This window comes from Streptomyces sp. NPDC001220 (assembly GCF_053597895.1).
In genome coordinates, this window is the sequence record NZ_JBSFJE010000001.1 from 617,960 (window position 1) to 642,435 (window position 24,476).

The 24,476-nt window shown below is 71.2% G+C and carries 26 protein-coding genes; 22 read left to right on the forward strand and 4 right to left on the reverse strand.

Annotation, left to right across the window (positions count from 1 at the left end; translation table 11 throughout):
• The first annotated feature begins 198 nt into the window (after positions 1-198).
• The 5 genes from ACWDGI_RS02940 to ACWDGI_RS02960 all read left to right on the forward strand — a co-directional run bounded on the left by ACWDGI_RS02940 (position 199) and on the right by ACWDGI_RS02960 (position 4,920).
• Complete coding sequence (locus tag ACWDGI_RS02940) at positions 199-1,425, forward strand: sugar kinase (RefSeq protein ID WP_450755284.1); 1,227 nt, start codon at positions 199-201, stop codon at positions 1,423-1,425.
• Entirely contained in the window at positions 1,422-2,186 is a 765-nt protein-coding gene (locus ACWDGI_RS02945) for an IclR family transcriptional regulator (protein ID WP_362563420.1), read from the forward strand. The genes ACWDGI_RS02940 and ACWDGI_RS02945 overlap by 4 nt, the downstream gene beginning before the upstream one ends.
• A complete protein-coding gene (locus ACWDGI_RS02950) occupies positions 2,186-2,596 on the forward strand; it encodes a RidA family protein (protein ID WP_266822604.1) in 411 nt (136 codons plus the stop codon). Before ACWDGI_RS02945 ends, ACWDGI_RS02950 begins: the two co-directional genes overlap by 1 nt.
• 148 nt (positions 2,597-2,744) lie before the next feature.
• Positions 2,745-4,229, forward strand: coding sequence for a GntP family permease (locus ACWDGI_RS02955; protein ID WP_450754695.1), 1,485 nt, complete (start codon positions 2,745-2,747; stop codon positions 4,227-4,229).
• A 64-nt stretch (positions 4,230-4,293) separates the two neighbouring features.
• Positions 4,294-4,920: a hypothetical protein gene (locus ACWDGI_RS02960; RefSeq protein WP_450754697.1), complete on the forward strand. Its 627-nt coding sequence runs from the start codon at positions 4,294-4,296 to the stop codon at positions 4,918-4,920.
• Positions 4,921-4,956: 36 nt separating this feature from the next.
• Here the strand turns inward: ACWDGI_RS02960 and ACWDGI_RS02965 are convergent, their stop codons facing one another.
• Positions 4,957-6,306: a M14 family metallopeptidase gene (locus ACWDGI_RS02965; protein WP_450754698.1), complete on the reverse strand. Its 1,350-nt coding sequence runs from the start codon at positions 6,304-6,306 to the stop codon at positions 4,957-4,959.
• Positions 6,307-6,589: 283 nt separating this feature from the next.
• On the opposite strand from ACWDGI_RS02965, the gene ACWDGI_RS02970 reads away from it, so the two are divergent.
• Complete coding sequence (locus ACWDGI_RS02970) at positions 6,590-7,513, forward strand: MEDS domain-containing protein (RefSeq protein WP_450755286.1); 924 nt, start codon at positions 6,590-6,592, stop codon at positions 7,511-7,513.
• Positions 7,514-7,661: 148 nt separating this feature from the next.
• On the opposite strand, the gene ACWDGI_RS02975 is transcribed toward ACWDGI_RS02970, so the two are convergent.
• On the reverse strand, positions 7,662-9,386 hold the full coding sequence (locus ACWDGI_RS02975; protein WP_450754700.1) for a chitinase: 1,725 nt from the start codon (positions 9,384-9,386) through the stop codon (positions 7,662-7,664).
• Between the two features lie 235 nt (positions 9,387-9,621).
• Here ACWDGI_RS02975 and ACWDGI_RS02980 point away from each other — a divergent pair, with 235 nt between their 5' ends.
• From ACWDGI_RS02980 to ACWDGI_RS03045, 14 genes are all read left to right on the forward strand, one after another.
• Entirely contained in the window at positions 9,622-10,518 is an 897-nt protein-coding gene (locus ACWDGI_RS02980) for a hypothetical protein (protein ID WP_450754702.1), read from the forward strand.
• 62 nt (positions 10,519-10,580) lie between these two features.
• Positions 10,581-11,285 carry a Flp pilus assembly protein CpaB gene (gene cpaB, locus ACWDGI_RS02985; protein ID WP_450754704.1) on the forward strand — a complete coding sequence of 235 codons (705 nt, stop codon included), beginning with the start codon at positions 10,581-10,583 and terminating at the stop codon, positions 11,283-11,285.
• A 12-nt stretch (positions 11,286-11,297) separates the two neighbouring features.
• Entirely contained in the window at positions 11,298-12,560 is a 1,263-nt protein-coding gene (locus ACWDGI_RS02990) for an AAA family ATPase (RefSeq protein ID WP_450754706.1), read from the forward strand.
• 251 nt (positions 12,561-12,811) lie between these two features.
• Positions 12,812-13,141 carry a pilus assembly protein gene (locus ACWDGI_RS02995; protein ID WP_450754707.1) on the forward strand — a complete coding sequence of 110 codons (330 nt, stop codon included), beginning with the start codon at positions 12,812-12,814 and terminating at the stop codon, positions 13,139-13,141.
• A complete protein-coding gene (locus ACWDGI_RS03000; protein WP_450754709.1) occupies positions 13,141-13,479 on the forward strand; it encodes a TadE/TadG family type IV pilus assembly protein in 339 nt (112 codons plus the stop codon). The genes ACWDGI_RS02995 and ACWDGI_RS03000 overlap by 1 nt, the downstream gene beginning before the upstream one ends.
• 18 nt (positions 13,480-13,497) lie before the next feature.
• The gene (locus tag ACWDGI_RS03005) at positions 13,498-14,835 is read left to right on the forward strand and encodes a CpaF family protein (protein ID WP_450754711.1); all 1,338 of its coding nucleotides are present in this window, start codon (positions 13,498-13,500) and stop codon (positions 14,833-14,835) included.
• A gap of 3 nt (positions 14,836-14,838) precedes the next feature.
• The gene (locus ACWDGI_RS03010) at positions 14,839-15,783 is read left to right on the forward strand and encodes a type II secretion system F family protein (protein WP_450754713.1); all 945 of its coding nucleotides are present in this window, start codon (positions 14,839-14,841) and stop codon (positions 15,781-15,783) included.
• A gap of 12 nt (positions 15,784-15,795) precedes the next feature.
• The gene (locus tag ACWDGI_RS03015; RefSeq protein WP_450754714.1) at positions 15,796-16,683 is read left to right on the forward strand and encodes a DUF5936 domain-containing protein; all 888 of its coding nucleotides are present in this window, start codon (positions 15,796-15,798) and stop codon (positions 16,681-16,683) included.
• Between the two features lie 16 nt (positions 16,684-16,699).
• Complete coding sequence (locus ACWDGI_RS03020) at positions 16,700-17,914, forward strand: sensor histidine kinase (protein ID WP_450754716.1); 1,215 nt, start codon at positions 16,700-16,702, stop codon at positions 17,912-17,914.
• Between the two features lie 23 nt (positions 17,915-17,937).
• Positions 17,938-18,687 carry a response regulator gene (locus ACWDGI_RS03025; protein ID WP_450754718.1) on the forward strand — a complete coding sequence of 250 codons (750 nt, stop codon included), beginning with the start codon at positions 17,938-17,940 and terminating at the stop codon, positions 18,685-18,687.
• 108 nt (positions 18,688-18,795) lie between these two features.
• Positions 18,796-18,984 carry a Flp family type IVb pilin gene (locus ACWDGI_RS03030; protein ID WP_450754720.1) on the forward strand — a complete coding sequence of 63 codons (189 nt, stop codon included), beginning with the start codon at positions 18,796-18,798 and terminating at the stop codon, positions 18,982-18,984.
• A complete protein-coding gene (locus ACWDGI_RS03035; protein WP_450755288.1) occupies positions 18,981-19,619 on the forward strand; it encodes a pilus assembly protein TadG-related protein in 639 nt (212 codons plus the stop codon). Before ACWDGI_RS03030 ends, ACWDGI_RS03035 begins: the two co-directional genes overlap by 4 nt.
• Before the next feature lie 35 nt (positions 19,620-19,654).
• Complete coding sequence (locus ACWDGI_RS03040; RefSeq protein WP_450754722.1) at positions 19,655-20,239, forward strand: hypothetical protein; 585 nt, start codon at positions 19,655-19,657, stop codon at positions 20,237-20,239.
• 7 nt (positions 20,240-20,246) lie between these two features.
• A complete protein-coding gene (locus ACWDGI_RS03045; protein WP_450754724.1) occupies positions 20,247-20,876 on the forward strand; it encodes an OmpA family protein in 630 nt (209 codons plus the stop codon).
• Positions 20,877-20,907: 31 nt separating this feature from the next.
• Here ACWDGI_RS03045 and ACWDGI_RS03050 read toward each other — a convergent pair whose 3' ends face one another.
• Positions 20,908-21,267: a DUF192 domain-containing protein gene (locus ACWDGI_RS03050; RefSeq protein WP_450754726.1), complete on the reverse strand. Its 360-nt coding sequence runs from the start codon at positions 21,265-21,267 to the stop codon at positions 20,908-20,910.
• Between the two features lie 248 nt (positions 21,268-21,515).
• On the opposite strand from ACWDGI_RS03050, the gene ACWDGI_RS03055 reads away from it, so the two are divergent.
• Positions 21,516-22,394, forward strand: a complete 879-nt coding sequence (locus tag ACWDGI_RS03055; RefSeq protein WP_450754728.1) for an LLM class flavin-dependent oxidoreductase — start codon at positions 21,516-21,518, stop codon at positions 22,392-22,394.
• Positions 22,395-22,723: 329 nt separating this feature from the next.
• Here the strand turns inward: ACWDGI_RS03055 and ACWDGI_RS03060 are convergent, their stop codons facing one another.
• Positions 22,724-23,245 carry a DinB family protein gene (locus ACWDGI_RS03060; protein ID WP_450754730.1) on the reverse strand — a complete coding sequence of 174 codons (522 nt, stop codon included), beginning with the start codon at positions 23,243-23,245 and terminating at the stop codon, positions 22,724-22,726.
• 52 nt (positions 23,246-23,297) lie between these two features.
• Between ACWDGI_RS03060 and ACWDGI_RS03065 the strand changes: the two genes are divergently transcribed.
• Entirely contained in the window at positions 23,298-24,107 is an 810-nt protein-coding gene (locus ACWDGI_RS03065; RefSeq protein ID WP_450754732.1) for a class I SAM-dependent methyltransferase, read from the forward strand.
• Positions 24,108-24,476: the final 369 nt, after the last annotated feature.

The following is a 24,476-nucleotide window of genomic DNA, read 5'->3' on the forward strand; positions in this document are numbered from 1 at the left end:
GGTGGGTTGCACTGTGTGCAACGTCCATTGCGTATATCGCTTACCGCTGTCTAACATCCACGCCAACGCCGGGTCAATGGAGCCCGCAGCGACCCGAGACGAGGAGCCACGACCATCGTGAAGGCCACGGACGCCGTCGACGCCGTTTGCGTCGTGGACACCGTCGACGTCGTGGACGCTGGTGATGCCCTGGACGCCCTGGATGTCGTCGCGCTCGGCGAGTCCATGGTGACGTTCCTGCCCACGCGGCCGGGGCGCCTCGCGGACGTGCCGTCCTTCGACCGTGCGATCGGCGGCGCGGAGTCCAACGTGGCGTGTGCGCTCGCCGCGGCGGGACATGCGGTGCGATGGGTCAGCCGGGTCGGCGCGGACGGGTTCGGCGACCATCTGGTGGAGACGGTGGCTTCGTACGGCGTGGACGTCGCGTGCGTGGACCGTGATCCCGGGCGGCCGACGGGGGTGTACTTCCGTACGGCCGGGGACCGGGCGACGGACGCCCATGAGGTCGCGTACTACCGGGCGGGATCCGCGGCGTCCGCGATGTCGGTGGCGACCGTGGACCTGGCCGCGGTGCGCGCGGCCCGGATCCTGCACCTGTCCGGCATCACGGCCGCGCTGTCGCCCGGCTGCCTGGACCTGCTGAGGGAGCTCACGGCTCCCGCCGAGGGGCGGCCGGTCGTGTCCTTCGACGTCAACTACCGGCGCGGGCTGTGGGGTTCGGGCGGCGGGCCGGATGTCCTGCTGGAGCTGGCGCGCCGGGCCGACATCGTGTTCGTGGGGGAGGACGAGGCGGAGGAGGCGTGGGGGGTGACAGGAGGCCCGGAGGCCGTTCGCGAACTCCTGCCGGAGCCGGGCGTGCTGGTGGTGAAGCAGGGCGGGGTGGGAGCCGTGGCTTTCGTGTCGGGGGCCGGTGCCGGGGCCGAGGCCGGTGCCGGTGCCGGTGCCGGTGCCGTGTCGGCTGCGGGTGGGTGGGGGCCGGCCGCGCAGTTCCCCGCGCCCCTACGAGGCGCCTTTGCCGCGGGCAGTCGTGCCGCTGGGGCGATGGAGATCCCCCCGCTCGGGCGAAGCCGAGAGTGGGGGAGGGCGGGCGCGGGCGGCACCCTCCCGACGCCGGTGAGTGACCCCACCCCCACCTTCGAACCCGCCCCCGTCGTGGACGTCGTCGCCCCCGTCGGTGCCGGGGACGCCTTCGCCGCCGGGTTTCTCTCCGGGACCCTGCGCGGACTGTCCCTGCGGCGCACACTGCGGCTCGGTCACCTCTTCGCCGCCGCCGCCCTCACCACCCCCGCCGACCTCGCCGCACCCCCCGCCCGCGACACCGCCGACCGTCTGACCGCCTTCGACGCCGACGCGTGGGAGAGACTTCGACTCGGCCCCGGCTGGACCGAAGCCGACGCGGCCGAAGAGGAGGTACGCACCCCATGAGCCAGACCGTCGACCGAGCGCTCAGCATCCTGCCGCTGCTCGCCGAGGGCCCCGCCGACCTCGGCCGGGTCGCCGAGCGCCTCGGCGTGCACAAGTCGACCGCCTTGCGGCTGCTGCGCACCCTCCACGAACACGGGCTGGTCTACCGCCAGTCCGACCAGCGCTACCGCCTCGGCGCCCGGCTCTTCGCACTCGCCCAGGAGGCGATGGAGAACCTCGACATCCGCGAGATCGCCCACCCCCACCTGGCCCGCCTCAACGAGGCCTGCGGACACACCGTGCACCTCGCCGTGTTCGAGGAGGGCGAGGTCCTCTACATCGACAAGGTCGAGAGCCGCTACCCGGTGCGCATGTACTCGCGCATCGGCAAGCCGGTGGCCATCACCGTCGCCGCCGTCGCCAAGCTGCTCCTCGCCGACCTGCCCGAGCCCGAGCGGCGCGCTCTCGCCGACAAGCTCGACTACCCCATGTACACGGCCCGTTCGACACCGAACGCGGAGGCCTTCCGCAAGGAACTGGCCAAGGTGCGCGAACAGGGCTGGGCCACCGACCTCGGCGGCCACGAGGAGTCCATCAACTGCGTCGCGGCCCCCATCCGCGGCGCCGACGGCCGGGTCGTCGCCGCGATGTCGGTCTCCGCGCCCAACGTCGTCGTCACCGCCGACGAACTCCTCACCCTGCTCCCGCAGGTGCGCCGTACGGCGGACGCGATCAGCGGCGAGTACTCCGGCAGAACTCCGATCAAGGAAGCCAGCAACTGATGACCGAGAAGACCGCCCTCACCCCCAAGACCCACACCACCCCGCCCGCCAAGTTCTCCCACGGCGTACGCAAGGGCAACATCCTCCAGGTCGCCGGCCAGGTCGGCTTCCTGCCCGCCGAGGAGGGCAAGCCCCCGACGCCGGCCGGCCCCACGCTCCGCGAGCAGACCCTCCAGACCCTCGCCAACGTCAAGGCGATCCTGGAGGAGGGCGGCGCCTCCTGGGACGACGTGATGATGATCCGCGTCTATCTGACGGACGTGGACCACTTCGCCGAGATGAACGGCATCTACAACACCTACTTCGAGGAGCAGGGCCTCACCGCCCCGCCCGCCGCCCGCACCACCGTCTACGTCGGTCTGCCCGCCGGCCTCCTCATCGAGATCGACGCCCTCGCCGTCCTCGGCTGACGACCCATCAGTACCCGCACGCCGTACGTCTGTCGCGGCACGGCCCCCGCACCGGGCGCCGTGCCGCGATCCCCCCTGTCCGGCTGCGCCTGTCGGGGGGACACCCCCCAAACCCCCCGGACGATGTACTTACGAAGAGGACCCCCACATGTCCCTACCGCTCGCCGCATCCGCCACCTCAGCCCCAGCCACCCCACCCCACACCGGAGGGCTGCTCCTCCTCCTCGACGGCACCGCGGGACTGCTCACCGTCGCCGCCATCGGCATCGCCCTGCTGCTCTTCCTCATCATCAAGGCGCGGCTCCAGCCCTTCGTCGCCCTGCTCGCCGTCTCCATAGCCGTCGGCCTGCTGGCCGGTCTCTCCGTCACCGAACTCTTCGGCACGGTCCAGCGTTCGGACGCCGTCTCCACCATCGAGTCCGGCATGGGCGGCATCCTCGGCCATGTCGCGATCATCATCGGCCTCGGCACCATGCTCGGCGCGATCCTCGAAGTCAGCGGCGGGGCCGAGGTGCTGGCCTCCCGGCTGCTCAACCTCTTCGGGGAGCGGCGGGCCCCGCTCGCCATGGGCCTCACCGGGCTCATCTTCGGCATCCCGGTCTTCTTCGACGTCGGCATCTTCGTGCTGGCCCCGCTCGTCTACGCGGCCGCCAAGCGCGGCGGCAAGTCGATCCTCCTGTACTGCCTCCCGCTGCTCGCCGGTCTCTCCATGACCCACGCCTTCCTGCCCCCGCACCCCGGCCCGGTGGCCGCCGCCGCGCTGCTGCACGTCCAGCTCGGCTGGGTCATCCTCATGGGCATCGTCTGCGGCATCCCGGCGGTGCTGGCCGCGTGGGTGTACTCGGCGTGGATCGGCAGGCGGATCTTCGTCGCCGTACCGCAGGACATGGTCGAGGCGGCGGAGGAGGCCAAGCAGGCGGTGCTGGCGGAGCAGCGGTCGGCGGGAGTGGAGCCCCCGGAGAAGCCGGTCCCGCTCGGCACGGTCCTGGCCATCATCGGCACCCCGCTCGTCCTCATCCTCGCCGCGACCTTCTCCTCGATCGCCCTGGACCCCTCCACCGGCCGCTCGGTGATCGAGTTCTTCGGCACGCCGATGGTCGCCCTGACCATCGCCCTGGTGCTCGCCTACTACCTGCTGGGCATCCGGCGCGGCTGGTCCCGCAAGTCCCTGGAGACGGTGTCCACCGCGTCCCTCAAGCCGGTCGGCAACATCCTGCTGGTGGTCGGCGCCGGCGGGATCTTCGGCGCCGTACTGAAGGCCAGCGGCGTCGCCCAGGCCCTCTCGGACACCTTCAACGGCGTGGGCCTCCCGGTGATCGTCCTGTCGTATCTGATCTCGGTGGTCCTGCGGGTCGCCCAGGGCTCGGCGACGGTGGCGATCGTGACGACGGCCGGCATCGTCGCCCCGCTCCTGACCGAGGGCGACCACTCCCAGCCCTTCGTCGCCCTCGTCATCATGGCCATCTCGGCGGGCTCCATCTTCGCCTCCCACGTCAACGACGGCGGCTTCTGGATGGTCGCCAAGTATTTCGGCATCAGCGAGCGGGACACCCTGAAGACGTGGACCGTGCTGGAGACGGTGTTGTCGGTGGCCGGGTTCGCAGTGGCGGCCGTGCTCAGCCTCTTCGTGTAGGCGTCTGATAACGAAGTCGGGGCTGGCTGTCTCCGGCACAGGTTCTTGGACCATACTGCCCGCTGTGGAGCAGCGCATAGGAGCCAACAGCCAGCCCCTGGAAGGCGCCGGATTCGACCCGGCCTTCATCCCCGGGCTCACCTCGCCCGCGTCCGCCGAGCCGGAGGACGCGCAGGCGAAGGACACGGAGGCGAAGGCCGCCGAGGCGGAAGAGGGCGATGCCGTCGAGGACACGGCCGAACCGGCGTCCGCGACCCGGGCCGCGACCGAGTCCGAGGACGAGGGCGACGAGGAGGAGACCGTCGACGGTCCCCTCTTCGAGGCCTCCGACCGGCGCGCCCGGATAGTGGCCGACCGCCAGGGCGTGCGCCTCAGTCTCGACGAGGAGAAGTGCGAGTTCCGCTGGGACGAGATCGGCGCGATCGAGACCGAGGCACCGCGCTTCGGGAAGCGCTTCACGATCACCGTCCACACGCCGGACCGCCGCTGGTATCCCATCGAGATCGAGGCGACGTCCCGCTCCCGCTTCAAGGAGTGGGAGGACGACCTGGACGCGGTCCTGGACGCGTACTTCGAGGACGGCGAGGCAGAGGAAGACGCCCTGGAGACGGACGACAAGACCGCTGCCGAGGCCGAGGACAAGACCGAGGACAAGACCGAGGCCGAGGACAAGGTCCGCGACGAGAAGTAGCCCGGCGCAGGCGGGCGGCCCCGGTCCCGTGGCCGCCTAGCCGCAGTACTGCGCTTCCTTCCCGATCGACCGGTACATGCAGTCCGCGTTCTCCAGCAGCTGGAACACCGCGTCCCGGTTCCGGGAGGTCTCCCGCTCGATCACCTCGTCGGGCGGATAGAACCCGCCCCCGGAACTGGACGTCGGGTACATCTCGAACGTGAAGTCGAAGATCTTCTGCGTACCCCACAGATAGTCGTCGATCGACCCGTCCGTGATGTACAGGTCGCTGGACTGCTCCGGCGTGTAGCCGTTGCTGGCCGCCATCTTCTGCCCCACGGCCTTGAACGCGGCCGCGTCGTCCGCGGTCATCCCGGTGGCGGTGTCGGCCGTCGTGAACCCGTACGGCCACAGCACCAGTTCGCTGTACGTGTGGAAGTCGATCCCGGCCTTGATCTGCTGCTTCCCGCCGACGACCCGGCTGCGCACGAAGTCGGCGACGACCTTCACCTCGGGCGCCGACTCGGCGGCCGCGCCCCGGTAGGTCTCCGCGGACGTGCTGCCCGAGGAGCCGCCGCAGCAGCCCCATCGGTAGTTCCAGTTCCGGTTCAGGTCCGTACCGACGTACGAGGAGCCCGAGTTGGGCTGCCGGTTCTTGCGCCACGACCGGTACGAGCCGGTGGCGATGTCGTACTCGCCGCCGTCCGGGTTGAGGTCCGGCACGATCCAGATCTCCCGGCTGTTGACGATGTTCGTGATCCGGGAGTCGGAGCCGTATCCCGCGCCCAGCTCCCGCAGCAGATACAGCGCCATCTCCACCGTGAGGTGCTCGCGCGCGTGCTGGTGGAAGGTGAGGAGGACCTCGGGTTCGTTCTCGTCCGTCGCCACGTTGTCGCTGACCTTGATGGCGACGATGTCCCGGCCCTGGTACGACTCGCCGATCACCTGCCTGCTCATGATGGCGGGGTAGGCGGCGAGCCGCTGGCCGATCTCGGCGTTCGCCTCGGCGTAGTTGTGGTACTTCGAGTCGGCCGTCGGGAAGTCGAACAGGCGCAGCTCGTCGGCGGCGGTGGACCGGTCGGGGGCCGCGCCGAGGGGCGTGACGTCGTAGCCGAGGCGTTTCAGCGCGGCGATCTGCGGGGCCCGCCCGGAGACGACCACCGTCTCCTCGTCGGCCTCGTCCACGGTGACGCCGGTCTGCTGGATGGCCGCGCGGGTCACCGGGGTGGTGCTCTGGTGGATCTCGTACTGCCGGACGTCGTCGGCCGAGGGCGGCGCCGGGCGCGCGCTGTCGGCGGACGCGTGGGTGGCCGTCGCCGCCACGGGGGCCGCGAGGGCGAGGGCCAGCAGGGCGCCGAGCGCGGCGGTCCGGCCGCGGGCGCCGGAGCCGCGAATACGAAGTCGCATGAAGTCTCCTGGGGGAGGTGGGGGTGGTCCAGTGCGACGTGCCTGTGCAGTTGTTGTGCGAAGGCTGTGCGAGTGCCGCTCATCGTCCAAGGAATGGCATGAACAGGTCAAGACGGTAAAACCAGCCGCGGGAACCGGCCGTGCGAAACGGCCGCGCAGATTACGCCTTTACCCGCAACCGCAGGTGGCCCCCACCGAAATACACCCGCCCGCGTGACGTCCATGTGCGTCTGCCCGGTCCCCCGGGGGACCGTGGACGGAGGGCCAGGAGGAGGGCTGGGTGATGATGAGCACCGGTACGAGCGCGTGCCCCGCCGCGGCCGGGGGCCACTTCGACCACCGGATGGCCGTGTTCGGCTCGGACGAGGCGTTCGTCGCCGCCGCCCTGCCCTTCCTCGCCGAGGGGCTCGCCGCCCCCGACGAGCCTCCGCCCGTCGCCATCGCCGCCCCCGGCCTGCTGGCCGCCCTGCGCGACGCGCTCGGCACCGACGCCAGGGACGTCGGCTTCATCGACCACACCGACTGGTACACGGGCACGGCCGCCAACGCCGTGGCCCAGGGCGCCGGCTACCTCGCCGTGAACGCCGGACCCGGCGGCCGTGTCCACCTGCTCATGGAGCCCGACTGGGCGGGCCGTGCCGGCCGTTCGGTACGGGAGAGCACCGAGTGGATCCGCTACGAGTCCCTCGCCAACCTCCTGTTCGCCCCCTTCGCCACCACGGTCCTGTGCGCGTACGACAACCGGACGGCGGGCCCGGCGGTCGTCGACGCGGCCCGCCGCGCCCACCCGGGGACCGGGGTGTACGAGCAACCGCCGGTACTGGTGCGCGAACTGGACGCCGTACCGCTGCCCCCGCCGCCGCGGACGGTCACCCGGCTGCCGGCCGCGGAGTCGGTGGGCGCCTGGGCGGCCGGGCAGGGGCTGGCGGCCGCGGACGCGGAGCTGTTCGCGCGGGCGGTCGTGGCCGCGGCCGGCGCCCATGGCCCGGTCGTCGAGTTCCTCGCCTGGGGCGAGGCCCCGGCCTGCGTCTGCGAGCTGCGGCTGTGCCGGGCCGTGGGCGACCCGCTAGCCGGGTTCGTGCCGCCGCCGGCCGGGGAGCCGGAACCCGGGCAGGGGCTGTGGTTCACCCGCCAGGTGTGCGCGTACGTCGATGTGCGGGACGGGGCGCCGGGGGACCGGGCGAAGATCCGCGTCCAGTACGCGTGAACGGTGGTTCGGGCCCGGAACGTGGGGGTGCGAGTGGCTCCGCCGGGTGGGCCGCGACGGGGGGTGGTCGTCGCGGCCCGTTCGCGGGTGCGGGGGCTGGTCGCGGCCCCTTGGGTGAGTTCACCCAAGGGGCGCTTTCCCGTGATCGCTACGGCAGGCCGTGGACGTGGGCTCCCACCGAGTTGGACCACGCGTTGCCCGACGACGCGTCCCAGTTGGTCGACCAGGTCATCGCGCCGCGCAGGTCGGGGTAGGTCGTCGACGGCTTGAAGGAGCCGCAGTTGGTGGCCTTGGTCAGGCAGTCCAGGGCGTTGTTGACCACCGTCGGGGAGACGTAGCCGCTGCCCGCCGCGCTGGTCGACGCCGGCAGGCCGAGGCCCACCTGGGAGGGGCTGAGGCCGCCCTGGAGCTGGATGCAGGCGAGCGCGGTGAGGAAGTCCACCGAGCCCTGGCTGTACACCTTGCCGTCGCAGCCCAGCATGGAACCGCTGTTGTAGTACTGCATGTTGACGACCGTGAGGATGTCCTTGATGTTCAGGGCCGTCTGGAAGTACCCGTTGGACGTCGACTGCATGTCGATCGTCTGCGGGGCCATGGTGATGATCAGCGACGAGCCCGCCTTCGACGACAGCGAGCGCAGCGCCTGGCTCATGTAGGTGGCGTTGATGCCGTTCTCCAGGTCGATGTCGACGCCGTCGAAGCCGTACGTCTGCATCAGCGAGTAGACGGAGTTGGCGAAGTTCGTCGCGGAGGCCGAGTCGCTCACCGAGATCGTGCCGTTCTGGCCGCCGATCGAGATGATGACCTTCTTGCCGGCCGCCTTCTTGGCCTGGATGTCGGCCTTGAACTGGTCGACCGTGTACCCGCCGAGCCCGGCGGAGTCGAGGGTGAAGCTGACCGCGCCCGGCGTGCCGGTCGCGTCCGCGAAGGCGACGGCGATGATGTCGTAGGAGGAGGGCACGTCGGAGATCTTCTGGACGGTCGCGCCGTTGTTGAAGTTCTGCCAGTAGCCCGTCACCGCGTGCTTGGGAAGCGTGCCGCCGCCGTTGCCGCCGGTCGCGGTGGTGGTCGCCGTCACCGCCGTCGACTTGGCGGACTCGCCCGCCGAGTTGGTCGCGGTGACCTGGAAGGAGTACGACGTCGAGGCGGCGAGCCCGGTGATCGTGGCCGAGGCGCCGGTGACCGCGGTGACCTTGGTGCCGTTGCGGTAGACGTTGTAGCCGGTCGCGCCCGACACCGCGCTCCAGGACAGGGACGCCGAGGACGAGGTCGTACCGGAGACCGCGAGGCCGGTCGGGGTCGCCGGGACGGTCGGCGTCGGGTCGGAACCGCCGCCGCCGTCGGGGCCGAAGACCGAGAAGTCGTCGGCGTAGTAGGCGGCCTGGCCGTACCAGCCGTGCGTCCAGACCGTGACCGAGGTGGTCGAGGAACCCGTGGTGAAGGTCGTCGACAGCTGCGTCCAGGACGTGTTCGGGGTCCAGGTCGACACGTCCGTGGTGCCGGTGCCGGTCACCCCGAGGTAGGTGTAGGAGCCCTGCACCCACGCGCTCAGCGTGTAGGTGGAGTTGGCCTTCACCGCCACCGTCTGGCTGCACTGGGCGTAGTCCTGCCCGGCCGGGGTCGCCTTGAGGGCGGCGGCGCCGGAGTGGACGGGGGAGGAGACGGTCGTACCGCTGCCGGCGGAGCAGGTCCAGTTGGCGAGGGCCGACTCGAAGCCGGCGTTCTTCACGTTGTTGACATCGGCGGCGGAGGCCGGGGAGGAGGCCAGGCCCGCCATCGCGAGGGCGGTGGCGAGCGCGGCCACGGCCGACCAGGTTCGGATACCTCGCTGTCCGGCATGCCGGGACACGAGTCGGGGGATGAGTCTGGGCATGACAATCAAGGTGGTCCAGACCAATTCACGTGTCAATAGGTCCAGACCAAATTCAAAGCGGCCGCTGACCGGGTCAGGCCCCGGTCATATGCTCAACCTGTCCCGATTTGAAGCTACTTGTGTGGTCACGGATCCCAGACAGCTGGACAAACGCTGTTCTCCGGTCACAGAGGCGTGGTTACAGTGCTGAGGTAGTCACGCAATGAAGTCGTCCCGGCTCATTGGAGTAACACCGGTGGGCCGCCGGGGTGTGAAGAGCGGGGAGCTGCGCGTGCCAACTGCCATTGCCGTGACCAGCGCCGACATGGCGCTGCCGGTGCAGGACGAGCGGACCATGCCCGCGGTCGTGCTCCGGGACCTGGACCAGCGGCCCCTCGACCAGACCCTCGCCGAGTTCGTGGCGCTCATCGAGCAGCACGGGCACGTGATCGTCGTCTGCTCCGCGGCCGTACCCGAAGCCGTGACCCGGCGCCTGCACACCCTGCGCTCCCTGCTGGAGAGCGACCGGATCGCCCTGTTCCGCCCCGACCTGCCGCCCCTCGGCATCGCCGTCCTGGCCCGGCAGTTGCGGCAGCTGGCCTCCTGCGACCTCAGCCCCGGCGTCCTCGCGTCGGCCGGCCGGCTGCTCACCCACTACATCCACTCCGGCGCCGTCCTCGGCTCGGTCACCAAGCTGGACCGGGTCCCGGTCACCCTCAAGGCGCACGCCAAGTCCTGGATGCCCGGCACCCAGTTCGCCGTCGTCGCGCACCCCCAGCCGCAACTGGTCCGGGTCGGCCCGGACGCGACCCTGACCGGACCCGAGTTCAGCACCTGGATGCTGGTCGCCAGGGGACAGCTGCAGTCCGAGTGGATCGGCGGCCTCGCCAAGACCTGGGGCTCGTACGGCCTGCGCGAGACCCCGCTGCCGGCCGAGTCGTCCCGGTGGTGGGGGACCGGCCGGATGATCGAGTTCACCAGCTACCTCGCCGACCTGTCGGTCCTCTACCAACTGGTCACCTCGGTCCGGCGGACCAGCTGTCACTGGTGCGGCATCGACGTCATCGGCGACCGCTGTGTCTTCTGCTCCGCCACCCCGCCCGTCTACGACCCCCCGGCGCACCGCGCGCTGGAACAGCGGACGCCCGCCTGACCCGTACCACCCACCGCTCGGTTCCCCCACTTCCCCGCTTCCCCGATGAGGTCGCACGGTCCATGAACTCCCGTCAGCGCCGCGGCGTGATACTCCTGATCCTGTCGGTGATCTGCGCGCTCGGCGCGTTCGCCGGCGTGCTCTCGGTCATCGACAACGCGAAGTCCGAGGTCGGCCCCAAGGTCACCGCGTACAAGGTCCGGTCGGACGTCAAGCCGTACACGACCCTGAGCGCCGGCCAGTTCGAGAAGGTCGAGATGCCCAAGCGGTGGCTGTCCGCCAACGCCGTCACCAGCCTCAGCGCGATCGAGGGAAAGATCGCGGTCACCACGCTGAAGAGGGGCTCGCTGCTCCAGACCGACATGATCGTCGACCAGCCCGCGCTGAAGGCCGGCGAGCAGGAGGTCGCGATCATGATCGACGCGGCCACCGGAGTGGCCGGCAAGATCACCCCGGGCTCGCTGGTCAACGTCTACGCCACCTTCCAGGGCAAGCAGCAGAGCGACCCCGACCAGTCGAAGATCATCGTGACCAACGCCCGGGTCCTGGACGTCGGCGCCCAGCTCAGCTACGTGGACCCGGACAACCGGAACCAGCAGCCCAGCGACGCCGTCCCCATCACCTTCGCGCTGTCCACGCTCGACGCCCAGCGCCTCACCTACGCGGAGTCCTTCGCCCAGCGGGTCCGGCTGGCCCTGGTCGCGCCCGGCACGACCACCAGCGTGCCGGACAAGGACCGCACCTACGAACTCGCGACGGACAAGTGAGAGGCGCCTCGCATGCCCATCAGGATCCTCCCCGCCGTCGGTGACGCGGACGCCGTCCGCTCCCTGGTCTCCCTGCTCAGCCAGCTCCCGGACAGCGAACCGCTGCCGCCCGTCGTCGACTCCACCCAACTCGTCGACACCCTCGCCCGGTTCGCCGCCGAGTCCGTCGACGAACTCCCCGAGGTCGTCGTCGTCCACGAACGCATCGGCCCGGTCCCGGCCCTGGAACTGATCCGCGAGGTCGCCCTGCGCTTCCCGGCGGTCGGCGTCGTCCTCGTCACCACCGACACCAGCCCCGGCCTGTTCGCCGCCGCGATGGACTCCGGCGCCCGCGGCCTGGTCGGACTCCCCATGAGCTACGAGGAGCTGGCCGGCCGCGTCCAGGCGGTCGCCCAGTGGTCCACGGGCGTACGGCGCCACCTCGGCCACGGCGCGGACGCGTTCGCCGGCGTCGGCGGGACCGTCGTCACCGTCAGCGGCGCCAAGGGCGGGACCGGCGCGACCCTGGTGGCGATCCAGATCGCCCTCGCCGCGCAGGCCTCCGGCCACTCCACCGCCCTGGTCGACCTCGACCTCCAGACCGGGGACGTCGCCTCCTACCTGGACGTCCAGTTCCGCCGCTCGGTCGCCGACCTGGCCGCGGTCAACGACATCTCCCCCCGCGTGATGGCCGAGGCCGTCTTCCGCCACGACTCCGGGCTCGCCCTGCTCCTCGCGCCCGCCGAGGGCGAACGCGGCGAGGAGGTCACCGACCGGGCCGCCCGCCAGATCCTCAGCGCCCTGCGCTCCCGCCACGAGATCGTGGTCGTCGACTGCGGCGCCCAGCTCGGCGGGGCGGGCGCGGCGGCCGTGGAGACCGCCGACCTGGCGCTCCTGGTGACCACGCCGGACGTGGTCGCCGTACGGGCCGCCAAGCGCACGGTGCGGATGTGGGACCGGCTGCAGATCCGCAAGGCCGAGGAGACCACGGTGGTCGTCAACCGGCACACCAGGGCCACGGAGATCCAGCCGGCCCTGATCCAGCGGATCACCGGCACCGCGCTGGCGGGGACCCCGATCCCCGCCAACTTCAAGGAACTCCAGGGCGTGGTGGACGCCGGACGCGTCCACGAACTGGACGCCCGCAGCACGGTGAAGCAGGCGCTGTGGGCGCTGGCCGGGGAGTTGGGCCTGGTACGGACGGCGGAGGGGACGGTGCCGCGCCGGACCGCGGGGCGGGCCCGGGCCGGGGAGCGGGGGGCGGTCGGTTTCCGGCGGCGGAGGGAGCTGCCGTGAGGCGCCGTGGGTCGGGTGCGGGTGCGGGGGCGGTCGGCCGTGGGTCGGGTGCGGCGCCGCTGTGGCCGTTCGCGCAGTTCCCCGCGCCCCTTGGGCGCGCTTCAGCAAAGCGAGACTTTGAAGCGTCCCGCAGGGAAGCGCCCCATAGGGGCGCGGGGAACTGCGCGACCAGCCCCCACGCACCCGCACCCGACCGACGACCCACCGGCGCCGCACCCGACCGCGGCCAGGTCACCATCGAACTCCTCGGCATGACCCCGATCATCATCCTCACCCTCGTGCTGATGTGGCAGGCCGTCCTCGTCGGATACGCCTTCACCCTCGCCGGAAACGCCGCCGACGAAGGCGTACGCGCGGGCACGGCCGTCCCCCGGGGGGCACGGTTCGGTGTCTGCGAGCAGGCCGCGCTGGAGGACCTCTCCAGCGCCTGGCGGGAGGGCGCCACGGTGGACCGGTGCGGCGGCACCGGCATGGTCACCGCCGACGTCTCGCTGCGCGTCCCGGTGCTCTTCCCCGGCACCATCGACTTCCCCGTCACCGTGCACGGCCACGCCGGCACGGTGGAGGAGGTGACGCACTGATGCGCCGCAACCAGCGCGACCGCGGCCAGGTCGCCGTCGAGTACCTCGGGTTCATCCCGGTGCTGCTCATCGTCGGGCTGGCCGGCATCCAGCTCGGCGCCGTCGCCTACGCCGCCGAGCAGGCCGGGACGGCGGCCCGGGCCGGGGCCCGGGCCGCCTCGCTGAGCCAGGACGTCGGCGCGGCCTGCGCCGGCGCGGTCAGCGGCGGGATCGACGTGAGCTGCGCGTCCTCCGGCGGCGGCGACTCGGTCACCGTGACCGCCACCGTCCACATCCCGAAGATCGTCTGGGAGCTGGGCAACGCCACCAAGTCCGCCACGATGCCCGTCGACCACTGAACGAGGAGCACGGCAACCATGAGCCTGCGGGCACGTATCAACTCCCCCGAGGAGCACGGCAGCCGGGGCGAGGACGGCCATCTGGTCTCCTCCTACCGGGCCAAGCTCCTGGAGGAGATCGACCTCGCGGAGATGAGCGCGCTGGCCGCCGCCGAGCGCCGGGCCCGTCTCGAACGCGTCCTCGGCCACATCATCAGCCGCGAGGGCCCGGTGCTGTCGACCGTCGAGCGCTCGCAGCTGATCCGCCGGGTCGTCGACGAGGCCCTCGGCCTCGGCATCCTGGAACCGCTGCTGGAAGACGTGTCGATCACGGAAATCATGGTGAACGGCCCCGACGCGATCTTCGTCGAGCGCGGCGGCCGGGTCGAGCAACTGCCGCTGCGGTTCGCGTCCGCGGACCAGCTGATGCAGACCATCGAGCGGATCGTCTCCACGGTCAACCGCCGCGTGGACGAGTCCAACCCGATGGTCGACGCCCGCCTCCCCTCCGGCGAACGCGTCAACGTGATCATCCCGCCGCTCTCCCTGACCGGCCCCATCCTCACCATCCGCCGCTTCCCGCGCTCCTTCACCCTCCAGGAGCTGATCGGCTTCGGCTCGCTCGACGAGCCCATGGTGTATCTGCTGGCCGGCCTCGTGCAGGCGAAGTTCAACATCATCGTCTCCGGCGCCACCGGCACCGGGAAGACCACCCTGCTGAACGCCCTCTCCGGGCTGATCCCGGCGCACGAGCGCATCATCACCATCGAGGACTCCGCCGAACTCCAGCTCCAGCAGTCGCACGTGGTCCGCCTGGAGTCCCGCCCGGCGAACGTCGAGGGCAAGGGCCAGGTCAGCATCCGCGACCTGGTCCGCAACTCGCTGCGGATGCGCCCCGACCGGATCGTGGTCGGCGAGGTCCGCGGCGGCGAGTCCCTGGACATGCTCCAGGCCATGTCCACCGGTCACGACGGCTCGCTCGCGACCGTCCACGCCAACAGCGCGGAGGACGCCCTGACCCGGCTCCAGACCCTGGCCTCCATGTCGGACGTCGAAGTCCCCTTCGTCGCCCTGCACGACCAGATCAACAGCGCGGTCGAGGTCATCGTCCAGCTGACCCGGTTCGTGGACGGCGCCCGCCGGATCACCGAGATCGCGGTGCTGGACAGCCACGGCAGCGAGCCGTACCGGCTGGCGACGGTGGCCCGCTTCGACGCCCGGCCCATGACCCACGACGGCCATGTCCACGGCGCCTTCCAGTACTTCCCGCTCCCGCGCCGCACCGCCGACCGCCTCTACATGGCGAGCCAGCCGATCCCGCAGGCCTTCGGCGTGGCCCAGCACTTCGACCAGCTCACCACCCGAGAAGCGAGGTAGGCCATGACCCTCCATGACCTCGTCACCCTCACCACCGGCATCACCCTGCTGACCTGCCTGCTGGCCGTGGTGGGCCTGCACACCTACGCCTCCGGCAGGGCCCAGCGCGCCGCCCTCGTGGACCGCCTCTCCGCCACCGGCCAGGTCCCGCTCACCGGCCGCCGGCGCCGCTTCCGCAACCTCGACCGGCGGCTGCGCGGCACGGGGATCGGCAGGCGGCTGGAACTCCGGCTGGCGGCGACGGGCCTGGACGTGACGCCCGGCGAGTTCTTCGTCTACCTGCTCGCCGCCGTCGTGGCCCTCTGGCTCATCGGGCAGGCCGCCCTGGCGCCGTTCTTCGGGCCGATCGCCGGCCTCCTCGGGGTCTTCGCCGCCGTGCAGTTCCTCAACTGGCAGCGGCAGAAACGCATCGAGCGGTTCATCGCCCAACTCCCGGAACTCGCCCGCATCCTGGCCAACGCCACGCACGCCGGACTCGCCCTGCGCACCGCGATCGGCATGGCGGCGGAGGAGCTGGAGGCCCCGGCCGGCGAGGAACTGGGCAAGGTGGCCGACCAGTTGGCGATCGGCCACTCCATGGACGACGCGCTGGGCGAACTGACCGACCGGCTCCCGTCCCGCGAGCTGGTCGTCCTGGTCACGACGCTCGTCCTGTCCAACCGGGCGGGCGGCCAGGTCGTCTCCGCCCTGCGCAACCTCACCGAGACCCTGGAGGAACGCAAGGAGACCCGCCGCGAGGTCCGCACCCAGCTCTCCCAGGTGACGATGACGTCGTACGCCGTCCCGGTGCTCGGCATCGGCGCGCTGTTCCTGATGAACGGGGTCAAGGGCGACACGCTGGACCGCATGACGGGCACCACCCTGGGCCAGGCGGCCGTGCTCATCGCCTTCGGCCTCTACGTCATCGGCTTCGTCCTCATCCGCCGCCTCAGCCGCATCGACGTGTAGGGGGCTGTGACCATGGCACTACTCCTGGCCCTCCTGATGGCCCTCGGCGTCTGGGGTGTCTTCGCGGGCGTCCGCATGTACCGCGCGGACGCGAAACTCCCCTCCGACCTGGCGATCGCCCTGGAGGTGGGCGCCACCCGCACCGGCGCCGCCAACTCCCTCGTCGACCGCATGGGCATGCGCTACGCCCCCGCCGTCCTGCGCCTGATGGGCCCGCGCCTGGTCGCCAAGTACCGCCGCAGGATCGACCTGGCGGGCAACCCCGGCGGCCTGACGATCGACCGGTACGCCGCCCGCCGGGCGGTCTACGGCGCACTCGGCGGCGTCGGCTTCCTGGTCTTCCTGCTGAGGGGGCAATGGCTGATGGCCGTTCTCCTCCTCCTCTTCGGCGCGTTCTGGACGGAGGTCGGCATCTGGTCGGCGATCCGTATCCGCAAGGACGTCATCGAACGCACCCTGCCCGACTTCCTGGACGTCCTCGCGGTGGTGGTGAGCGCCGGCCTCGGCTTCCGGCAGGCCCTGGACCGGGTCGCCTCGCACTACGAGGGCCCCTGGGCGGACGAACTCCGCATCACGCTCCGCCAGCTGGACCTCGGCATGAGCCGCCGCCAGGCCTTCGCGGAACTCCGCCGCCGCAACGACTCCGAACAGGTGGCGATGTTCGTCACGGCGCTCCAGCAGGGCGAGGAACTGGGCGCGCCGATCGTCGACACCCTGGTCGCCCTGGCCAAGGACATGCGCCGTACGGACGCCCAGAACGCCCGCCGCAAGGCGGCCCGGGCGGTGCCGAGGGCCACGCTGATGATCACCACGTTCATGGTGCCGGCCACGATGCTCCTGCTGGCCGCCGGCCTGCTGCTGGGCTCCGGGGTCGACTTCGGGTCGGTCACGGGGAAGTAGCCGAGGGAGGGCGGTGATGGTGATGGCGGCACGGGAGGACGACGGGAAGGTCGAGATCCGGGCCCTGCGGGCGATGGGCCGCCAGGTCTTCGGCTTCCGCCTGGCGATGATCGCCGTGGCGGCCCCCGCGGCCCTCCTCAACGCCACCCCCGGCCTGGGCACCCGCCTGGTCGGCTCGGCGGTGGTCGTCACCTTCATGATGTCGTACGTCCTCTTCCGGGACTGGCAGCGCTTCGGCCCGCTCCTCCTGCGCCACCCCACGCTGCTGGCCGCCGACACCCTCTTCGGTTCCTTCCTGCTGATCTCGGCCGGCCCCGACACCACCCTGGCCTACGTCAGCGTCTGCACCCCGCTCGTCGCCGGCCTCCTCTACAGCTGGCGCGGAGCGGCGGTCTTCGCCTCTCTCCAGTCGCTGATCCTCCTGGTCGTGGAGGAGACGCTGAAGCACCACACCGGTGTGGCGGACTCCCTCCTGCTGCCCGGCCTGTGCGTGATCACCGGCGCGATGGGCTCCACCCTGCGCACCCTGATACTCCGCTTCGGCACCGCCACCGAGGCCCTCACCGAGACCCGCGCACGCCTGGCGGCGACGGAGGCGGTGAGCGCCGAACGCGCCCGCCTGGCCCGCGAGATGCACGACTCGGTGACCAAGACCCTCTACGGCGTCGCACTGATCGCCGACGGCCTGGCGGTGTCGGCGGCCGCGTCCCCGGACCGCCTGGACCCGGCGCTGATCAGACAGCAGGCGGAACTGGTGGCGAACGCGGCCCGCAAGGCGGCGGAGGAGTCCAGGGACCTGCTGACGGACCTGCGGACCGCGACCGACGCGCGACCGTCGGACGTACGGGCGGAACTGGAGTCCCTGGCAGCGGACTTCACCACCCGCACGTCCCTCCCCACCACGTACGACGGCCCGGCCGCCCCCTTCCCCCTCGCCCCCGCCGCGAGCCGCCAGCTGCTGAGCATCGCGGCGGAGGCCCTGGAGAACGCGTACCGCCACGCACGCGCGACGAGGGTCGACGTACGGGCCAGGACCACGCCCACCCACCTGGTGGTGACCATCCGGGACGACGGCCGGGGCCTGCCCCCGGACGCGGCCCTCGAAGACCTGGGCCACGCCGGCCACTTCGGCCTTCTCGGCATGACGGAACGGGCCGCGTCGATGGGCGCGCGCCTCCGGTTGACCACCGACGAGGGCACCGAGGTCCGCGTGGAGGTGCCACTGACATGACGGAGACGAGAGGAGGCCCCCCGATGCCGCAGCACCCCTTCACGGAGCGCGAAGAGCCACCGCCCCCGCCCCTGCGCGTCCTGGTGGCCGACGACAACCCGGTGATCCGCGCGGGCCTGACGGCCGTCCTCCGCGCCGCGGACGGCCTCACGGTCGTCGCCGAGGCCGACGACGGCCGCGCGGCCTACGAGGCGGCCCTGCGCCTGCGCCCCGACGTCATCCTGCTCGACGTCCGCATGCCCGGTGTCGACGGTATGTCGGCGCTGCCGCACCTGGTTCGCCTGGCCCCGGTCATGATGCTGACGTACAGCGACGAGACGGAGATCGTGCAGGAGGCCGTACGCCTGGGCGCCGGCGGCTACCTGGTCCACGGCGAGTTCACGACGGCACAGCTGGCACAGGCGGTACGGGACGTGGGCGGCGGCCGACCGCACTTCACACCGACGGCCACGAACGCGTTGCTGGCCCATATCAGAGACCATGCAACTGCACACGCAAAACCCGAACTACGCGCCCTCCCAACACATTTTCCACCCAAAGGGCTTTCGCAACTGCAATCAACTGTGGGACAGTCGTCGAAGTCCCGTTTTCAACTGAGCGGCAGGGAGGCGGAGATCATGAACCTCATCGCGTCCGGCATGAACAACCAGCAGATCGCCGCCGTCTGCTTCATCAGCGAGAAGACGGTCAAGAACCACATCAACCGCATCTTCGCCAAGCTCCACACCGCCACCCGCGCCCAGGCGACGGCCAAGTGGCTGGGGGTGTCATGAGGCTGAACAGGATGAACTGGGTCCGGATTTGGGTCCTGGGACCCTCCGCGGACGGGTATGTTCCGCCGTACGTTGCGACGATCGGAACCGAACCCGGAGGGGAGCACCATGAGCGACCGGATGCTGAGGATGCTTGTCGCGCTGCAGCGCCGCGCCGACGACCGGGGGCAGACCGCGGTCGAGTACCTGGGGATCATCGCGGTGGTGGTGGCGATCGTGCTGGCGATCACGGGTACGAGTATCGGTCAGACGATCTACGACGCGATCACCTCGAAGATCGCAGAGATCACCGGCTGACGGACGCGCGCAGTTACCGAGACGCAGGGCAGGCCTTTCCCATCTACATCACGGTGGTGGCGGGTCTGCTCTTCCTCGCACTCGCCTACCTGGCGGTCGGCCAGGCCGCGGTGAATCGCAACGGCGCCCAGACGGCCGCCGACTCGGCGGCTCTCGCGGCGGCCCTCGACACCCGTAAGCAACTCGCGGACCAGTGGCTGCTGGACGTTCTCGACCCGACCAAGTGGCAGGACGTCTTCCAGGGCAATGTCCTGGTCTCCGACTCATGCTGGCGCGCCGACCAACTCCTGTCACAGAACGACGCCACCCGTCTGCAGTGCCACGCGGAAGGTCCGCTGAGCTATGAGGTCGAGGCCCGGACCAACAAATCGGTGGGGGACTCCGTCGTACCCGGCACGGAGAACGTCAAGTCGAGGGCGCGGGCCACAGCCGTGATCGAGTCGCTGTGCACGTTCCCCGCCCCGGACCCGTCTCCGACCCCTACCCCGGACCCCACCGCGAGCCCTTCCTCGGGCGACGACCGGCCGCTGCCCGAACTCACGTGCCGGGGCCGTGGTGTCTGGGACCTGGACCCGCACCACCTCACGGATCTCCCGAAACCCGAGGACCTCTTCGACGTCCATCTGGCCGACTGACAATCGAATCGACGAGTGATGAAGGAAGCGGAGCGATGAGCGTTCGGTTCACCACGCAGGCCCGCAGGGGGATGGTCGCTCTGATCGCCGCGGCCGGTCTGGCCCTGGGCGCGGCCGCATGTGGCAGCGGCGGGGGAGGCGGCGACGACGGGAAGACGCCGCAGGCCTCGGCGGCCAGGAGCGGCCAGGCCGACCCGAGCACCCAGGAGGGTCAGTCGTCCACCCCCATCGCGGAGTTGCAGGGATCGAACGGACTCCTTCTCCAGATCAGCTCCGCGCAGCGCGATTCCGGTGGCTTCGTCACGGTGAACGGCGTCCTGAAGAACGACGGCGCCCAGACCGTCGTCATTCCGTCCGCCCTCAGCGGCAACGAGACGGAGATCATCAGGAACGGCCGGTCGCTGGGCGGCGCCACGCTCGTCGACTCCAAGGGGAAGAAGCGGTACTACGTGCTTCGGGACACGGACGGCCGGCCTCTGACCACGACCGGTTTCTCGACACTGAAGGCGGGACAGACACTCGCGGTCTTCATGCAGTTCCCCGCCCCACCGGCCGACACCACCGAGGTCACCCTCCAACTCCCCACCTTCGCCAGCGGCACGATCCAGATCTCCGGGTGAGGCCGAAGTGACCACACCACGCCTCCCGCTGACCCTGGGCGCCGCGACGCTCCTGCTGGTCACGAACCTCTACGGCGCGACGGCAGCCCGTGCCGACGGCGGCGACCCGAGCGTCCCGCCGGGCACCGAGCCCTCCGCCGCCGCGCCCGTGAAGATCGACCCCACCGACCCCGACCTCAAGCTCCCCGAAGGTGCCACCCTCGCCGATCCCAAGGTTTTGGACATCAAGTCGGTCGTGGAGGACCAGAGCGGTGACGAGCGCCGTGAGGACACCAACGCGGACGTGACGTTCGCCCTCCAGGCCGAGGTGCTGTTCAGCAAGGACAGCTCGAAGCTGAGCGCGGCGGCGAAGGCGCGGATCGACACGATCGCGGAGGAGATCAGGAAGCAGAACGCGACCCAGGTCCGCGTCTTCGGCTTCACGGACGACCTGGGCTCCTCGGCCCACGGAGACGTCCTCTCCCGCCAGCGCGCCAACGCCGTACAGGGCGTCCTCGACCAGGACCTGAACGACCCGAACCTCACCTTCGACGTCCGCGGCTACGGCGAGCAGTACCCGATCGCCGACAACTCCACGGAGGAGGGCCGCAAGAAGAACCGCCGCGTGGAGGTGACGTTCCCGAGGACGGGGGGCTGAGTGACGTCGGTGCCCCGGCCGCGGGGCGCGGTCACGGTTCGACGCCCACCCGTGCCCCCACCTTCACGCCCCACCCCGCCATGGCCCCGGCCTCCGCCTCCAGCACATGCCGGGACCGGAGACGCGGCAGGCCGAGCCGTCCCGGCGGCATGGTGCGGACGGCGATGACGGTCAGACGCCGGTCCAGATAGGCGACGTCGATCGGCATCCGCATCCGGAACGTGTGGATGCCGCTGGCGGGGGAGAGCAGGATCGCACCGTCGAGCCCGTCGCGTCCCAACAGGCCTCTGGCGCGAGCGCGATAGGACGTGGCGATCTCCAGCGGGACGACGACCGGTTCCTCGCCGCCGTGGATGACCAGCCTTCCCCGCCCGTCCCGCCAGCGCCTCATGGTCTGCCTCTCGCTTGTCTCCCAGCGGTTCCCGAAGTGACCGTATCCGCAACACGGACGAGTGAAGCCTGCCGCGGTGCTCAACGACAGGCGTGGCTTTGCCGATCCCGGTGGGGCCGGCGCCGCTGCCCTCGAACGCGCCCGCCGCGCAGGAGTACGTCTACCGGACCCGCAGCCTGCGATGCGTTGAGAGGTCTGTTCGGTCAATGCGGTTGTGGCTCTCCGGGCCCGCCGGTTAGGAAGGTCCTATGACCGCACTCGGCGCCGTATTCCGTCCCCAGCTGCCCCCCGAGCGACTCCGTGCCGTGGTTCGGGTCGCGGATGATGTCGGGCTCGAGGAGTTGTGGCTGTGGGAGGACTGTTTCCGGGAGGGTGGGATCTCCACCGCCGCCGCCGCCCTCGCCTGGTCGGAGCGGGTGCGGGTCGGCGTGGGGCTGTTGCCCGTACCGTTGCGGAACGTCGCCATCACCGCCATGGAGGCCGCCGCGCTGCACCGGCTGTTCCCGGGGCGCGCGATCCTCGGCGTCGGCCACGGCGTGCAGGACTGGATGGGCCAGGTCGGCGCCCGTGCCGAGTCCCCGCTGACTCTGCTCCGCGAGCATCTCGACGCCCTGCGCGCACTGTTGCGCGGCGAGCGACTCACCGTGGACGGACGGTACGTGCGGCTCGACGACGTCGCGCTCGACTGGCCGCCCGCCGACCCCGTCCGGATCCTCGCCGGAGCCGAAGGCCCTCGCACCCTCCGCCTCTCCGGCGAGGCCGCCGACGGGACGATCCTGACCGCCGCCACCCCGCCCGACGGCGTCCGCCGGGCCCGGCGGCTCGTCGAGGAGGGACGGGCGGCCGCCGGCCGGGGCGCGGACGAGCCGCACCAGGTCGTCGTCTATCTCCTCACCGCCACCGGGGCCGACGCGGCCGCCCGGCTCCGCGCCGAACTCGCCGCCGAGGGCCTGGAGTCGGTCCCCGAACTCGGCGTCGCCGGAGACGCGGGCGCCGTCGCCAAAGCCGTGCGGCGGCTCACCGAGGCCGGCGCCGACACCGTCATCCTCCAGCCGACGGGGGACGAACCCGATCCCGAGGGCTTCGTACGGTTCACCGCCGAGGAGGTCCGGCCACTGGTGCCGTGAGCCGTCCGGCGGTCGGTGGTGCGGTAGTGCGGTGCTGCCGGAGGGCCAGGTAAGGCGGGACCGCCGCACGGCCCGGTCGGTCGGACCGCCGGACGGCGGCCCGCTCAGTCGCCCCCAACGGCCCGGTCGGGCGGCACCGCCGGACCGCCCGCTCGGTCGGTGGTACCGGCCCCGTCCGACGGCCCTGTCGACCGGCTCCGTCGAGCTGCACCGTCCGACGGCCCCGTCGAGCGGCTCCGTCGAACTGCCCCGTCCGACGCCCCCGTCGACCGGCCCCGTCGACCGGCCCCGTCCGACGCCCTCTCAGTCGCCCCCGCCCGACGCCCCAGTCAGCCCGTACCCCCCGTTGCGGGGCGGCGGTGGTCGCCCGTCGTTCCGTCGATCAGCTCGCGCAGGATGTCGATGTGCCCGGCGTGCCGGGCGGTCTCCTCGAGCATGTGCACCAGCACCCAGCGCAGGGAGACCGGGTGGTCCCGCCAGTCCGGGCGGCCCAGTGCCTCCAGTGGACGCCCGGTGATCACCGCGTCGGCCGCGGCGCGCGCACGGCCGTAGAAGTCGATGATCTGCTGGGTCGTCTCGCCGGGACCGACCGACAGGTCCTCGTCCGTGTACGGGTCGAACCAGAGCGGCTCGACCTCGCCGCCGAAGCTCGACACGAACCAGCCGTACTCCACCGACGCCAGATGCTTCACCAGCCCCAGCAGGTTCGTCCCCGACGGGGTCATCGGGCGGCGCAGCTGTTCGTCGTCGAGGCCCTCCAGCTTCCACAGCACCGCGTCCCGGTGCCGGTCCAGGCCCGCGTGCAGGATTTCCTTCTCACCAGCGGTGTACGTGCCATCGGTCGTCGTCATGGTGGGCGAAAATAGCAGCGGGCACTGACATTCCGTTGGGATCATGCGGGCCATGGCCGAGCAGACGCACCGTACTTTCGAGGACCTCGTCGCCGAGGGCGCCGCCGTGCCCACCGAGGGCTGGGACTTCTCCTGGTTCGAGGGCCGGGCCACCGAGGCGCGCCCCTCCTGGGGCTACGCCCGCGCCGCCGGCGGACGACTGGCCCGGGCCACCGCCGTCCTCGACATCCAGACCGGCGGCGGCGAGGTCCTCGACTTCGCCCTCAAGACGCTTGACACCGCCGCCCCCGGCCGCCGGCCCCGGCTGCTCGCCGCCACCGAGGGCTGGGCGCCCAACGTCCCCAAGGCGAGCGCCCTGCTGGGCGCGCGCGGTGTCGTGGTCGTCGCCTCGGCCGAGGACGCCCCGCTGCCGTTCGCCGACGAGTCCTTCGACCTGGTGCTCAGCCGGCACCCGGTGCGGGCCCACTGGTCCGAGATCGCGCGTGTGCTGCGCCCCGGCGGCACCTACTTCGCCCAGCACGTCGGACCCGCCAGCGTCTTCGAGCTGGTGGAGTACTTCCTCGGGCCGCAGCCGGAGGCGGTCCGCGGCGGGCGTCATCCCGACCGGGAGCGCGCCGCGGCGGAGGCGGCGGGGCTGGAGGTCGTCGGCCTGCGGGCCGAACGGCTGCGGATGGAGTTCCACGACATCGCCGCCGTCGTGCACTTCCTGCGGAAGGTCGTATGGATGGTCCCCGGCTTCACGGTCGAGGAGTACGAGCCCCAACTCCGCGCCCTGCACCGGCGGATCGAGGCGGAAGGACCATTCGTCGCGCACAGCGCCAGGCACCTCTTCGACGCCCGCAAGCCGGAGCGCCGGCCGTGATCCACCGGCCTTGGAATGCCAGGCGACGAAGAATGGCCAAGAACTGCCGTTCGACGCGCCGGACGACCACCCGGTACCGGGTGCGCCCAAAGGATCATCGAAGATCATCGTGGTGCAAGTCGTGACACGGATGAGCCAATCGGGGCAAGTTGTTCGCTAGTGCGCGGATCTACGCATACGTGAACAGTCAACCCCTCCGTTCATCTCTCATTTCCCTAGTGTTTTCACATCGTTACCTCTGACGTCCCGTATCACCCTGTTGGCTCACGTAAGTTCAGACCAAGGTAATTCGCGTGAGCAAAGCTGCGCGGGCGGCACCGTGCAGTGGAGGGGGCTGCGCGGTGCCGCGATGCCCCACTGGCTCCCGTC